Source organism: Paraburkholderia sp. J63, assembly GCF_905220245.1.
In the GTDB taxonomy this organism is placed as follows: Bacteria; Pseudomonadota; Gammaproteobacteria; order Burkholderiales; family Burkholderiaceae; genus Paraburkholderia.
The window spans coordinates 37,001-50,213 of sequence record NZ_CAJMZF010000027.1 but is presented as its reverse complement, the minus strand read 5'-3'; the positions used below and the strand labels follow the sequence as shown (position 1 = coordinate 50,213).

11 protein-coding genes are annotated in these 13,213 nt (G+C 66.0%); 2 read left to right on the top strand and 9 right to left on the bottom strand.

All coding sequences use genetic code 11. The annotated features are described in order from the left end of the window. Positions 1-48: 48 nt before the first annotated feature. The 5 genes from U5775_RS25315 to U5775_RS25295 all read right to left on the bottom strand — a co-directional run bounded on the left by U5775_RS25315 (position 49) and on the right by U5775_RS25295 (position 6,145). A complete protein-coding gene (locus U5775_RS25315; RefSeq protein ID WP_322060843.1) occupies positions 49-339 on the bottom strand; it encodes a nucleotidyltransferase family protein in 291 nt (96 codons plus the stop codon). A 133-nt stretch (positions 340-472) separates the two neighbouring features. Further along, the gene (locus U5775_RS25310; RefSeq protein WP_322060842.1) at positions 473-2,482 is read right to left on the bottom strand and encodes an acetyl/propionyl/methylcrotonyl-CoA carboxylase subunit alpha; all 2,010 of its coding nucleotides are present in this window, start codon (positions 2,480-2,482) and stop codon (positions 473-475) included. Positions 2,483-2,516: 34 nt separating this feature from the next. Beyond that, positions 2,517-3,308, bottom strand: coding sequence for an enoyl-CoA hydratase/isomerase family protein (locus U5775_RS25305; RefSeq protein WP_322060841.1), 792 nt, complete (start codon positions 3,306-3,308; stop codon positions 2,517-2,519). A 22-nt stretch (positions 3,309-3,330) separates the two neighbouring features. Then, positions 3,331-4,938 carry a carboxyl transferase domain-containing protein gene (locus tag U5775_RS25300; protein ID WP_322060840.1) on the bottom strand — a complete coding sequence of 536 codons (1,608 nt, stop codon included), beginning with the start codon at positions 4,936-4,938 and terminating at the stop codon, positions 3,331-3,333. Positions 4,939-4,963: 25 nt separating this feature from the next. Then, the gene (locus U5775_RS25295; protein ID WP_322060839.1) at positions 4,964-6,145 is read right to left on the bottom strand and encodes an isovaleryl-CoA dehydrogenase; all 1,182 of its coding nucleotides are present in this window, start codon (positions 6,143-6,145) and stop codon (positions 4,964-4,966) included. A 227-nt stretch (positions 6,146-6,372) separates the two neighbouring features. Between U5775_RS25295 and U5775_RS25290 the strand changes: the two genes are divergently transcribed. Further along, a complete protein-coding gene (locus U5775_RS25290) occupies positions 6,373-7,125 on the top strand; it encodes a TetR/AcrR family transcriptional regulator (protein ID WP_322060838.1) in 753 nt (250 codons plus the stop codon). Between the two features lie 155 nt (positions 7,126-7,280). Continuing rightward, complete coding sequence (locus tag U5775_RS25285) at positions 7,281-8,291, top strand: DUF2891 domain-containing protein (RefSeq protein ID WP_322060837.1); 1,011 nt, start codon at positions 7,281-7,283, stop codon at positions 8,289-8,291. Positions 8,292-8,315: 24 nt separating this feature from the next. Here U5775_RS25285 and U5775_RS25280 read toward each other — a convergent pair whose 3' ends face one another. From U5775_RS25280 to U5775_RS25265, 4 genes are all read right to left on the bottom strand, one after another. Beyond that, positions 8,316-9,809 carry a chemotaxis protein CheW gene (locus tag U5775_RS25280; protein ID WP_322060836.1) on the bottom strand — a complete coding sequence of 498 codons (1,494 nt, stop codon included), beginning with the start codon at positions 9,807-9,809 and terminating at the stop codon, positions 8,316-8,318. Between the two features lie 79 nt (positions 9,810-9,888). Beyond that, positions 9,889-10,386 (bottom strand): chemotaxis protein CheD, encoded by a 498-nt coding sequence (locus U5775_RS25275; protein ID WP_322060835.1) that lies wholly within the window; start codon positions 10,384-10,386, stop codon positions 9,889-9,891. Further along, positions 10,373-11,224, bottom strand: coding sequence for a protein-glutamate O-methyltransferase CheR (locus tag U5775_RS25270; protein WP_322060834.1), 852 nt, complete (start codon positions 11,222-11,224; stop codon positions 10,373-10,375). Before U5775_RS25270 ends, U5775_RS25275 begins: the two co-directional genes overlap by 14 nt. A 15-nt stretch (positions 11,225-11,239) precedes the next feature. After that, on the bottom strand, positions 11,240-12,937 hold the full coding sequence (locus U5775_RS25265) for a PAS domain-containing methyl-accepting chemotaxis protein (RefSeq protein WP_322060833.1): 1,698 nt from the start codon (positions 12,935-12,937) through the stop codon (positions 11,240-11,242). Positions 12,938-13,213 lie beyond the last annotated feature (276 nt).

Sequence of the window (13,213 nt, the reverse complement as noted above, 5' to 3'; positions counted from 1 at the left end):
AGTTTTCGGCCGGGTTCGTGCCGCCTGTGCCGCTCTGTGGATCCCGGCTCATACAGGACGTGCCCCGGCGAGCACGGTCGCGCGGAACCGGTCGGGCAATGCGTTGGGGGTCAACACATCCACCGGTACGCCGAGCAGCTTGCGCAGCTCGTGACGAATTGCGCCGATGTCAAACAATGACGTTTCCGGTGTCGGGTCGACGAGGAGGTCGAGGTCACTGCCGTCCGTATCCAAACCCTGGAGGACTGAACCGAACACGCGCGCGTTTGCCGCGCGATGGGTTTCCACCACGCGCCGGATGGCTTCCCGATTCGATAGAAGTGCGTCTGAAGGCTTCACTACATGCTCCCGAGCCAGTTTTCGGTTCCATAATAGCAATGAATGCCTGACGCGACCCAAAAAAGGCGTTCCGCTCCAGCGAAACGCCCCAAGGGTCTCACTCTCAGTTCCTCATCCGCTCAAAGCCAAAGCATCACTCGGCTTCGAGCATCAGCAGTTGCGCACCATCGGCAACCTGATCGCCCACGGCGTAAAGCACTTCAGTCACCTTACCCGCCGCCGGCGCACCGATGGTGTGCTCCATCTTCATCGCCTCCATCACGATGAGCGGCGCGCCCTTCTCCACCACCGTGCCCGGCTCCACGAGCACGGCGATCACCTTGCCCGGCATCGGCGCCGTGAGGCGGCCTTCGCCGTGCTCGGCGTCCGCCGCGTGCGCAAGCAGGTTCTGCCATTCGAACGCCATGGCCGCGCCGAGGCAGAACACATGGAACACGTCGCCGTCGATGAACACCCGGCCCGTCACGCGCATATTGCCGATGGTCGCGCCGTATTCGTTCTCGCCTTCGCCGCGCCACCACGTGTAGCGCTCTTCCTCGTCCGCGCACGCGAACGTCTGCGCACCGCCATTGTGCGTGAAGGCCGTCGACAACGCCGCGTCGCTTTCGACGTCGCGCCACGCGAAGGTCTGCGCAAAGCCGCTATTGAGCCGCCAATGCGCCAGCGCCTGCCACGGCGATGCGCCCAGTCCCACGCTGCTCTCGCGCGCGATCAGCGCCGCACAGGCCAGCGCGAGCGCCTCGCGCTGCGGCTTGTTCTGCGGCGCGAACAGCGCGTCGTGATGACGCTCGATCAGGCCCGTGTCGAGATCGGCGCTCGCGAACGGCTCGCAGGTCACGAGCCGATGCAGGAACTCCACGTTCGTATGTGGGCCAACTACTTCGCATTCCTCAAGCGCGCGTCGCATCCGCGCGAGCGCGTCGTCGCGCGTCGCGCCATGCACGATGAGCTTCGCGATCATCGGGTCGTAGAACGGCGTGATGGTATCGCCCTCGCGCACGCCGCTGTCGATGCGCACGCTCGCGCGCTCGCCCGCGTCGCCGATCCTGAACTCGACGCCCTCGGGCATACGCAGATGCTTGAGCGTGCCCGTCGAAGGCAGGAAGCCGCGCGCCGGATTCTCGGCATAGATACGCGCTTCCAGCGCATGCCCCGTCACCGTGAGCTGCGCCTGGTCGAGCGGCAGCGGCTCGCCCGCGGCCACGCGCAACTGCCATTCGACGAGATCGAGGCCCGTGACCATTTCCGTCACCGGATGCTCGACCTGGAGGCGCGTATTCATCTCCATGAAGTAGAAGTCGGCGCCCGTCATGATGAACTCGACGGTGCCCGCGCCCACGTAGTTCACGGCGCGCGCCGCGGCAACGGCGGCTTCGCCCATGGCGCGCCGCACGCTGTCGTCGAGGCCCGGCGCGGGCGCTTCTTCGAGCACTTTCTGGTGGCGGCGCTGCACGGAGCAATCGCGGTCGAACAGGTACACGGCGCCCCCGTGCTGGTCCGCGAACACCTGCACTTCCACGTGGCGCGGACGCGTGAGGTACTTTTCGATCAGCACGCGGTCGTTGCCGAAGCTGCTCGCCGCCTCGCGCTTGCACGACGCGAGCGCGGCCGCGAAATCGGCGCTGCGCTCGACCACGCGCATGCCCTTGCCGCCGCCGCCCGCGCTTGCCTTGAGCAGCACGGGATAGCCCATCGCGTCGGCTTCGCGCTGGAGCAGCGCGGGGTCCTGGTCGTCGCCGTGGTAGCCCGGCACGAGCGGCACGGCCGCCGCGTGCATGAGCGCCTTGGCGGCGGCCTTCGAGCCCATCGCGGCGATCGCCTCCACAGGCGGCCCGATGAAGACGATGCCGGCCTCTTCGCATGCGCGCCCGAAATCTTCGTTTTCCGAAAGAAATCCGTAGCCCGGGTGAATGGCCTGCGCGCCGGTTGCTTTCGCGGCTGCGATGATGCGCTCGATGCGCAGATAGCTCTGCTGTGCGGCCGCCTCGCCGATATGCACGGCCTCGTCGCACGCGGCAACGTGCTTGGCATTGGCATCGGCGTCCGAATAAACGGCCACGCTCTTGATGCCGAGGCGTCGGCAAGTGGCCGCGACGCGGCAGGCAATCTCGCCGCGGTTGGCGATCAGAATCTTGTTGAACATAGGAGTCTCGCTATCGTTCTGGTTCGCCCGTCGATCACGCCGAATCGCGCCAGCGCGGCGTGCGTTTTTCAAGGAACGACGACACGCCGTCGCGCCCCTCTTCGCTCGCGCGGATGCGCGCAATGCGCACGGCCGTGTCTTCGATCAGCGTGTTATCGATCGTCTCGCCCGCGATGTCCTGCACGAGCTGCTTGCATTCGCGCACCGCGTTCGGGCTGTTCGCGCAGAGCGTATCGGCGATGCGCTGCACCGTGGCGTCGAGCTCGCTGGCGCTCACTGCTTCGCTCACGAGGCCGAGGCGCAGCGCCGTTGCGCAATCGAACGCCTCCGCCGTGACGAAGTAGCGGCGCGAGGCCTGCTCGCCGAGCGCGCGAATCACGTAGGGCGCGATGGTCGCGGGCATGAGCCCGAGGCGCGCTTCGGAAAGGCAGAAATGCACCGTCTCCACGGCCACGACGATATCGGCCACGCACACGAGGCCCATGCCGCCCGCGTAGGCGTCGCCGTGCACGCGCGCGATCACGGGCTTCGGGCAGCGGTACACGGCCGAGAGCATCTGCGCGAGACGCAAGGCGTCGGCGCGGTTTTCCTCGTCGGAGTAGCCGGCCATCTTGCGCATCCAGTTCAGGTCGGCGCCCGCGCAGAATGCCTTGCCGTTGCCCGCGAGCACGATCGCACGCACGTCGTCGCGCGCGCCGAGCGCCGTGAATGCGGCGGTCACGTCGGCGATCATCGTCTCGTTGAACGCGTTGCGCACGTCGGGGCGATTGAGCGTGACGGTCGCAACTTGGGCCCTCACCTCGACCAGCAGCGTTTCGTATTGCATCGTCATGTTCTCCTTCGCGCGCTCACATGCGGAACACGCCGAAGCGCGTTTCCTCGATCGGCGCGTTCATCGTGGCCGACAGCCCGAGGCCGAGCACGTCGCGCGTCTGGGCCGGATCGATCACGCCGTCGTCCCAGAGGCGCGCGCTGGCATAGTACGGATGCCCCTGGCGCTCGTACTGGTCGCGAATCGGCTGCTTGAACGCTTCTTCCTCGTCGGCGCTCCACGCGCCGCCCTTCGCTTCGATACCGTCGCGGCGCACCGTGGCGAGCACGGAGGCGGCCTGCTCGCCGCCCATCACCGAGATGCGCGCGTTCGGCCACATCCACAGGAAACGCGGCGAGTACGCGCGGCCGCACATGCCGTAATTGCCCGCGCCGAACGAGCCGCCGATGATGACCGTGAACTTCGGCACTTTCGCCGTGGCCACGGCCGTCACCATCTTCGCGCCGTTGCGCGCGATGCCTTCGTTCTCGTACTTGCGGCCCACCATGAAGCCCGTGATGTTCTGCAGGAACACGAGCGGAATCTTGCGCTGGCAGCAGAGCTCGATGAAATGCGTGCCCTTGAGCGCCGACTCGGAAAAGAGAATGCCGTTGTTCGCAACGATCCCCACCGGATGGCCCCAGATGTGCGCGAAGCCGGTGACGAGCGTGGTGCCGTAGCGCGCCTTGAATTCGTCGAAGGCGGAATCGTCGACGATACGCGCGATCACTTCGCGCACGTCGAAGGGCTTGCGCGTATCCACGGGAATCACGCCGTAGAGGCTTTTTGCGTCGTAGCGCGGCGGCATCGGCTCGCGCAGCACCACGGGCGGCGTCTTCGTGCGATTGAGATTACCGACGATCGAACGCGCGATCGCGAGCGCATGCGCGTCGTTCTGCGCGAGATGATCGGCCACGCCCGAAAGGCGCGTATGCACGTCGCCGCCGCCGAGGTCTTCGGCGCTCACTTCCTCGCCCGTTGCCGCCTTCACGAGCGGCGGGCCGCCGAGGAAAATCGTGCCCTGGTTCTTCACGATGATCGACTCGTCGCTCATCGCGGGCACGTAGGCGCCGCCTGCCGTGCACGAGCCCATCACCACGGCGATCTGCGGAATACCTTGCGACGAGAGATTCGCCTGGTTGTAGAAGATGCGGCCGAAGTGATCGCGGTCCGGAAATACGTCGTCCTGATTAGGCAGATTCGCGCCGCCCGAGTCGACGAGATACACGCATGGCAAGCGGTTTTCCTGCGCGATTTCCTGCGCGCGCACGTGCTTCTTCACGGTGACGGGGTAGTACGTGCCGCCCTTCACGGTGGCGTCGTTGCAGACGATCACGCACTCCTGGCCCGCGATGCGCCCGATGCCGGTGATGATGCCCGCGCCCGGCGCGTCGTCGTTGTACATGCCGTAGGCCGCGAGCTGCGAGAACTCGAGAAACGGCGTGCCCGGATCGAGCAGTTGCGCGATGCGCTCGCGCGGCAGCAGCTTGCCGCGCGAGACATGCTTGTCGCGCGCCGCCGCACCGCCGCCGAGCGACAGCTTCTGGATCTTCTCGCGCAGGTCCGCGACTACGGCTTCGAGCGCGGCGGCGTTCGCCTTGAAGTCATCCGAGCGCGGGTTGAGCTTCGATTCGATGATCGGCATCTCGTCTATCCTCAGGAATGCGAAATCAGGCGGTTTCCGCGAACAGCTCGCGGCCGATCAGCATGCGGCGAATCTCGCTCGTGCCCGCGCCGATTTCGTAGAGCTTCGCGTCGCGCCAGAGACGCCCGACCGGATACTCGTTGATATAGCCGTTGCCGCCGAGGATCTGGATGGCCTCGCCGGCCATCCACGTGGCCTTTTCGGCGGTGTAGAGAATCACGCCAGCGCAGTCCTTGCGCACCTGGCGCACGTGCTCCTTGCCGATCGTGTCTAGCTGGCGGCCGACCGCGTAGAGATACGCGCGGCACGCCTGGAACGTGGTGTAGAGGTCGGCGACCTTGCCCTGGATGAGCTGGAATTCGCCGATGGCCTGGCCGAACTGCTTGCGCTCGTGAATGTACGGCACGACCGAATCCATCACGGCGGCCATGATGCCGGTGGGACCGCCCGCGAGCACGGCGCGCTCGTAGTCGAGACCGCTCATGAGCACCTTCACGCCGCCATTGAGCTGGCCGAGAATATTTTCTTCCGGGACCTCAACATCCTGGAACACGAGTTCGCCGGTATGCGAGCCGCGCATGCCGAGCTTGTCGAGCTTTTGCGCCACGGAGAAGCCCTTCATGCCCTTCTCGACGATGAACGCCGTGATGCCGCGCGGGCCCGCTTCGAGATCGGTCTTCGCATAGACCACGAGCGTGTCGCAATCGGGGCCGTTGGTGATCCACATCTTCGTGCCGTTGAGCACGTACTTGTCGCCCTTTTTATCGGCGCGCAGCTTCATGCTGACCACGTCGGAACCCGCGTTCGGCTCGCTCATCGCGAGCGCGCCCACGTGCTCGCCCGAGACGAGCTTCGGCAGGTACTTGCGCTTTTGCGCCTCGGTGCCGTTGCGGTGGATCTGGTTCACGCAGAGGTTCGAGTGCGCGCCATACGAAAGGCCGACCGACGCCGAGGCGCGCGAGATTTCCTCCATCGCCACCATGTGCGCCGTGTAGCCCATGTTCGCGCCGCCGTATTCCTCCGAGACGGTCATGCCGAGCACGCCGAGGTCGCCAAACTTGCGCCAGAGGTCCATCGGGAACTGGTCGGTGCGGTCGATCTCGCCCGCGCGCGGGGCGATTTCCTTTGCGGCGAAGTTCGCGATGCTGTCGCGCAGCATTTCGACTTCTTCTCCAAGCGGGAACTGCAAACCGGGTACGTTGCTCATCTGCGTGTCTCCTTCCTGACTGTCGGGCGCGGGCGTTCTCGCGGCTGGCGCGACTGGCCCCTCGGGGACACATTTCACGCCACATTTACGTTAACGTCAATAGATATTTTTGAGTATCACTCAGATTTCCCGCCTGCCTATGTTTGCAAAGACCCGTACGCATTGCAAAGCGCGAGATATCGTGCATAATCGGCACGAATTCCGCCGGAAACTGAACTTTACTCAGAATGTCTACCGCCCCCAATACTTTCCTGCCCGCGTCGCGCCGCCAGCCCGCGGGCCGCAAGTCCCAGCAGCGCGTGAAGGAGATTCTCGAGGCCGGGCGCGAGGTGTTCTCCGAGAAGGGCTACACGCGCGCCACCACGGCGGAAATCGCCCAGCGCCTGGGTATCTCCGAAGCCACGGTGTTCAGTTACTTTCGCGGCAAGCGCGAGCTGTGCTCCCGCGTGATCGGCGACTGGTATGACGAGGCAATCGAGGCGATCGAGGCGGGCCTGCCGCGCGACGGCACCGTGCGCCAGCAATTCGCCTTCATCGTACGCATGCATCTGCGCCTGATGCTGGAAAGCGGCACGGGCATCTGCGAGCTCGTGCTTTCGGAAGGGCGCACGCGCCATCACGAGCTCAGCGAGGCGCTCACGGAAATGCAGCGGCGCTACACGGCGCCGCTCATGCGCGTGCTCGCGCGCGGCCAGGAATGCGGGCAGATTCGCAACGACATGCCGCTGCGCCTCTTGCGCTCGCTGATCTTCGGGCCGATGGAGCACGTGCTCTGGGACGCGACGCTCGCCAACCGCCGCACCGATATCGACGCCACAGCGGAGAAACTCGCCGACGTACTGTGGAATGCGCTGCAACCGCCCAATATCGAACTGGCCGCGCTCGCGCAATTCAGCCAGGACGTAGGCGAAGCCATGCGCCGCCTCGAACGCGAACGTGCGCCGCGCAAGGCGGGTCCGCCGGTGTCTTCGCACGATTAGCGTCTGGTTAGCGTCTGCTATGCCGGTAGCGGGCATCAAGGCGCGGCGTCCATCGCGCAGGCACCGCACGCAGATTTCGCGCTAAGCTGGCGCTTTCGTATCGGTGCTTCCCAGTCCTGCGTCCCACGTTGTTACGTCGCCGCGTTCAGACCACCATGCCCACCACGCTCACCGCTCCGCTCGCCTCCCGCTTCGCGTCGCTCGCGCTCGCTCACCTCACGCGCGAATATCCGAACAGGCTCACTCATTCGCTGGCCGGTCCGCAGGACGTGCAGGGCCCGCGCGCGCTGCATCCCGTGTTTTACGGCAGCTACGACTGGCATTCGTGCGTGCACGGCTACTGGCTCGTCGCGCATCTGCTCGAGCGCTTCCCCGGCTTGCCCGAAGCGCCGCGCATCGTCGCGGTGATCGACGAGCACTTCACCGATGCGAACATGGCCGGCGAGCGCGCCTATCTCGACCTGCCGCACAATCGCGGCTTCGAGCGCCCCTATGGCTGGGCCTGGCTGCTCGCGCTCGCGGCGCAACTGCACGGCATGCAGACGCCCGAGGCCCAGCGCTGGTCGCGCACGCTGACGCCGCTCACCGAGGCGTTCGTCGAGCGCTTCGAAGAGTTTCTGCCGAAAGCAACGTATCCGCTGCGTGTGGGCACGCACTTCAACACCGCGTTCGCGCTCACGCTCGCGCACGACTTCGCGCGCCGGACGTCGCGCGATGCGCTCGCGAAGCTGATCGAGGAGACGGCGCGGCGCTGGCACGAAGGCGATGCGGGATGCCAGGCGTGGGAGCCGTCGGGCGACGAATTCCTTTCGCCCGCGCTGATGGTCGCGGTGCTGATGAGCCGCACATTGGCCGCCAATGAATTCACCGCGTGGTTCGGGCGCTTTCTGCCCGCGCTGGCCGCACGCGAGCCGGCCACGCTGTTCATGCCCGCCACGGTCACCGACCGCAGCGACGGCAAGATCGCGCATCTGGACGGCCTGAACCTGAGCCGCGCGTGGTGCCAGCGCATGCTCGCGCGCGTGCTGCCCGCGGGCGACGCGCGCGCGGACGTGCTGCGCGAAGCCGCGCAAACGCATCTGGACACGGCGCTCGCGCACGTGGCCGGCGACTACATGGGCGAGCACTGGCTCGCGAGCTTCGCGACGCTTGCGCTCGAAGCCTGAGCGCTTCGCGCACCATCGCGGCGCTCAGAACGCCGCGGCTTCCTCGGCCACGCGCTCGCACAGCGGCACAGGATCGAGCAGCATCAAGGTGCCCTGCCCCGGCAACTCCACCGCCTCGCGCATGTCGCCGCGCGTTTGCATGCCCCCGGCGCGCGTGAACATCTCGGGCATCGTCAACTGCGCGCCGCCGTTGAGCGTGACGATGTCCTCGACCGAATCGACTAGCAGTCCGTACTTTTCTCCGCGATGCTCGACGATCAGGATCTTCGCGCGCGCGAGATCTTCGTAGGGCGGCATGGCATACATCGAGCGCACGTCGATGACCGTCACGAGCACGCCGCGCAGATTCAGCACGCCGCGCACGAAGGCGGGCAAGCCCGGCGTCCTGACGATATCGTCGCGATAGTCGATCACCTCGCGCAATTCGGCGATGCGCACACCGATCAACTGGCCGATGCGGAACGTCACGAGCGTCTGCCGCGTGCCGCCGCAACGCTTTTGCGCCGCATCGCCCGCCTGCACCGCCTTGCGATAGAGGTCGCGATGAGCCGTCGCCAGCGTCGCGATGCGCTCGTTCGCATAGAGGGCGTCGGCGCTCACGAGCAGCACGCCCGTCGAGTCGGCCGCCGCGAGATAGCCCGCGAACAGCGAGCGATGCGCGCCCCCATACGAAGGCATCGGCAAAAGCTCGTCTTCGTGGTACGCGACGATGCTCGCGACTTCGTCCACCAGCAGGCCGAAGCACCCCGCGTCGCGGTTGAGCACCACGATGCGCCGCTCGTCCGCGGCAGCCGGCGCATCGGGCGCAGGCGTAAAACCGAGGAAGGTGCCGAAATCGAGCACCGGCACGGTCGCGCCGCGCAGGTTGAGCATGCCGATACACACGTCGTCGGCCAGCGGCGAATGCTGGAGCGCCGGCACGCGGATGATCTCCTGGATCGCGCCCATCGGCAGCGCGAGCGCGGTGCCGCCCACCTTGAACGACACGTTCTGGTGCCGCTGGCCCTGCTGCGCCCTGCGCTCCGTTGTGTGCGCAACGTGTTCGGCAAAATGCGGCACGTCGCGTAATCCGAGCAGCGCCGCCGCCGAGAGCACCTGCAGGATATGCTCGCCGCCGTCGAGCTTGAGCACCGCGCCGATCGTCGCGGGCGCACTGCCTTCGGCCGTTTCGATCGCGATCACCTGATCCTTGGGCACGCGCAGTATCTCGCCGGTCGCATCGAACCGCAAGCCCACGCGTACGCCCGAGGCCTCCACGATGGCGATCTTGCGCGCGAGCGTCGCGCCTTCGTCGGGCAGATTGAGCAACTGGTGCAGATCGACCACGGGAATCAAGGTGCCGCGCAGATTGAACAGGCCGAGCAGATACGGCGGCGCGAGCGGGACCGGCGTGAGCGTCTCGGGATGATTGACGACCTCCTGGAGCGCGGCGACGGGCAACGCGAGCTCCGTGCCGGCGAGGAGAAACGACCCGTACAGCTCGAGCTGGGCGCCGGCGGCCAGCGTGCGATGGTTCATCGTGAAGCTCCCAAGCAAATTGAAACGGCGGGCATCGTCCGCAGGCCAATGCGCTGCATCCGGCAAGCAGGCGCGCCGCCTATGCAGGCCGCGAAAAGCGGCGCACCGCGTAGTCCTGCTGCCCGCAGTCGATGGTCAGTTGCCGCCCGCACTCGCCGCCCACGTCGGTGTGGATGACGCGCACGCGCGCGTGCGCGAGCAACTGCTGCGCCATGCGCACGTTGAGTTCGCCTATCGGCTCGTGAATCGTGGTGCGGTGATGCATCATGTTGGCGCCGCCCGCCAGCACGGCTTCGATTTCGCCTTCAGGCGCCGCCTCGGCGCCCATCATCGAGATCAGCGCGGGCAGCGCGTCGATCACGTACTTGGCATCCTGGCCGTCGCGCTCCGCTTTCACCGCGCGCAGCTTGCCCGCGGGCTGCGGCAGCAGGCAATGCGCGAGCCCGCAGGTGCCGCGCGCGCGCCACAAAAGCCCGATGCCCACGCACGAGCCCAGCGTGGCGCGCAGGATTCGGGCGTCCTCGCGCGTGCTCACCGCGATCTCGCACATGCGCACCTGCACGTCACGCGGGCTCATGATCGCGCTCCTCACTGTGCTGGCCGTTGCGGTAAATGAGCGGCTGCTCGAACGTGAAGCTCGTCGTCACCCGGCTCAGCGACTCCGACTCGCCCACGATCAGCACGGCATCGGGGCACATTGCGCGGCGCACGTTCGCGAGCACCGCCTGTTGGCCTTCGAGATCGAAATAGATCAGCACGTTGCGCAGCAGCACCAGATCGAACTGGCCAAGGTCGCGCGGCGCCGCGTAGAGATTGTGGCGGCGAAACGCAACATGCGCGCGCAACGCCTCGCCCACGTCCGCCTGCACCCCTTCGCTGCGAAAATACTTCTGCAGCAGCGCGGGATGACCCTGGCGCAGGCCTTCGATGCTGCGGCCCCGATAGCTGCCGGCGCGCGCACTCGCAAGAATGCCGTCCGAGATATCGGTGCCGACGATCGCGTAACGGAATGCCGTCTCGCGCTCCCGGAACTCCTCGCAGAGCATCGCCGTGGACCACGCTTCCTCGCCACTCGACGCCGCCGCCGACCACACGCGCAACGTCGCGCCGGCGTGCGCCGCGAACCATTGCGGCAAGAAAGTCTGCGCAAGATAGTCCCAGATGCGCGGCGTGCGGAAGAACGACGTTTCGTTCGTCGTCACGAGGTCGATGAAGTCGCCGATTTCATCGGCGTTCGTGTCGAGCACCTGCAAATAGTCGCGATAGTCGGGCAGACCGAGCGCCATCACGCGGCGGCGCAAGCGGCCCTTGAGCATGGTCCACTTGCGCTCGTTCATCGCGATGCCGGTATGGCGGCGCACCTGCTCGAACAACGCGCGCTGCACCGATGGTTCGACATCCTGATCGAAATCCACTGCATCCCCCGCGTCTTATACGACGAAGCGCGCCACCGTGTTGTCGAGCCCCTCGGCGCCGCCCTTGAGCGATGCCGCCGCGCGCGCGATGGTGTCGCAAGCGCCGGCCGACTTCTCGGTTTCCTCGGCCACCTGCTGGATCGCGGCGCTCACTTCGCGTGCGGCCACGAGCTGCTCGTCGGCGCCGCACGAGATTTCGGAGATCGCCTGGGTGGTCCGCGCGACGCCGGCCACGATCTTCTCGAACGCTTCGCCCGCCTGCTTCGAGATCTCGCTGCCCTGCGCGACCCGCTTGACCGACTCGTTGATGAGCTTGGAGATTTCCTTGGTCGCCTGCGAGGAGCGCTCGGCGAGCTTGCGCACTTCGTCGGCGACCACCGAGAAGCCGAGCCCGTGCTCGCCCGCGCGCGCCGCCTCGATCGCCGCATTGAACGCGAGCAGATTGGTCTGGCTCGCGATCTCGCCGATCACCTTGATGATCTCGCCGATGTCTTCGGACGAGCGGTTGATGAGCTCCATCGCTTCGATCGAACGCGTCACTGCCTTCGCGCCGCGTTCCGCTTCCTGCTGCGTGTCCTTGGCCAGTTGATCGGCGCCGCGCGAATTGTCGGCGATCGAGTTGATCGAGGCCGTGAGCTCCTCGATCGACGCGTTCATTTCCTCGACGGTTGCGCCGAGCAACTGCGCGCCGCCCGCGACCGTATCCGCACGCGCGGCAATGTCCTTCGACGAATCCTTGAACGTACCCGCCGATTCCACGACCTTACCGATCACGCCGGAGAGATCGCTCATCATGCTCTTGATGCCGGCCGCGAGCTGGTCGATGGGCTCGTCGCCGGCCACGTCCACGTGACCGGTCAGATCGCCCGACGCGGCGCTGCGCACCACGACCAGCAGCTTCTCGACCTTGTGCTGATCGGTCTCGGCGCGGCGCTTCACGCTTTCTTCGAGCTCGACCTGCGCGCTCACGTCGTTCGCGAACTTCACGACCTTGTAGAGGCGGCCGTTCACGTCGAAGATCGGGTTATAGGTGGCCTGAATCCACACGACGCGGCCGCCCTTGCCGATGCGTTTGTAGCGGCCCGCGTCGAACTCACCGCGGTTGAGCTTGGCCCAGAACTCGCGGTATTCGGCGCTCTGCGCGTGCGCGTCTTCGCAAAACATTCGGTGATGCTTGCCCTGGATCTCGTCGAGCCGGTAGCCGAGCGTATCGAGGAAATTCTGGTTGGCCTGCAGCACGATGCCGTTCGTGTCGAACTCGACCACGGCCTGGGCCTTGTCGATCGCGCGCAGGCGGCCTTCGTGGTCGGCGTGCTGCTGCTTGGCCTCGGTGATGTCGGTGGCGAACTTGATGACCTTGCAAGGGCGGCCGTCCGCACCGAGCACCGGGTTATAGGACGCGTTGATCCAGATTTCGCGGCCGCCGCGCCCGATGCGACGGTATTCGCCGCGATCGAACTCGCCGCGGCTAAGACGCTCCCAGAACTGGCGATACGCGTCGCTACGCACATAGTCAGGATCACAGAACATTCGATGGTGCTTGCCCCGCACCTCTTCGAGCGTATAGCCGAGCACCGCCAGAAAATTGTCGTTCGCATGCAGGACCGTGCCCTGCAGATCGAATTCGATCACGGCCTGCACCCGGTTCAGTGCTGCGCTCACTGCACTCAGCTCGATCAGTTCGAGTTGCCGGTCCGGCGTCGCATGTTCCATCTTTCTACCCCCGTTGTTGTTGCAGCGGCTGTGCCTCGCGGCGCAATCCAGCGACTCGCCCGCAGTTCGCGGGCGTTCTCTCATTGATTTTATTGACGTTTTTTATTACGTCTGCCTTTACATCGAAACCGATCGGGAAACACCCATTCCTGTGCCGACGCCGTCGCCCACGAATGGGCTTCCCTACTTGCGTAATAACGGCGCTCGCACGGTGCGGCTTGACCAGGGGTTTTCTCTAAGGCAAACGTTTGCTTTACGGGGCATTTTCGCGTTCCG

Coding starts and splice junctions, on each gene's coding strand:
- U5775_RS25310 (WP_322060842.1), bottom strand. CDS start 2,482: ATGTTCAACAAGATTCTGATCGCCAACCGCGGCGAGATTGCCTGCCGC.
- U5775_RS25305 (WP_322060841.1), bottom strand. CDS start 3,308: ATGCAATACGAAACGCTGCTGGTCGAGGTGAGGGCCCAAGTTGCGACC.
- U5775_RS25300 (WP_322060840.1), bottom strand. CDS start 4,938: ATGCCGATCATCGAATCGAAGCTCAACCCGCGCTCGGATGACTTCAAG.
- U5775_RS25295 (WP_322060839.1), bottom strand. CDS start 6,145: ATGAGCAACGTACCCGGTTTGCAGTTCCCGCTTGGAGAAGAAGTCGAA.
- U5775_RS25290 (WP_322060838.1), top strand. CDS start 6,373: ATGTCTACCGCCCCCAATACTTTCCTGCCCGCGTCGCGCCGCCAGCCC.
- U5775_RS25285 (WP_322060837.1), top strand. CDS start 7,281: ATGCCCACCACGCTCACCGCTCCGCTCGCCTCCCGCTTCGCGTCGCTC.
- U5775_RS25280 (WP_322060836.1), bottom strand. CDS start 9,809: ATGAACCATCGCACGCTGGCCGCCGGCGCCCAGCTCGAGCTGTACGGG.
- U5775_RS25275 (WP_322060835.1), bottom strand. CDS start 10,386: ATGAGCCCGCGTGACGTGCAGGTGCGCATGTGCGAGATCGCGGTGAGC.
- U5775_RS25265 (WP_322060833.1), bottom strand. CDS start 12,937: ATGGAACATGCGACGCCGGACCGGCAACTCGAACTGATCGAGCTGAGT.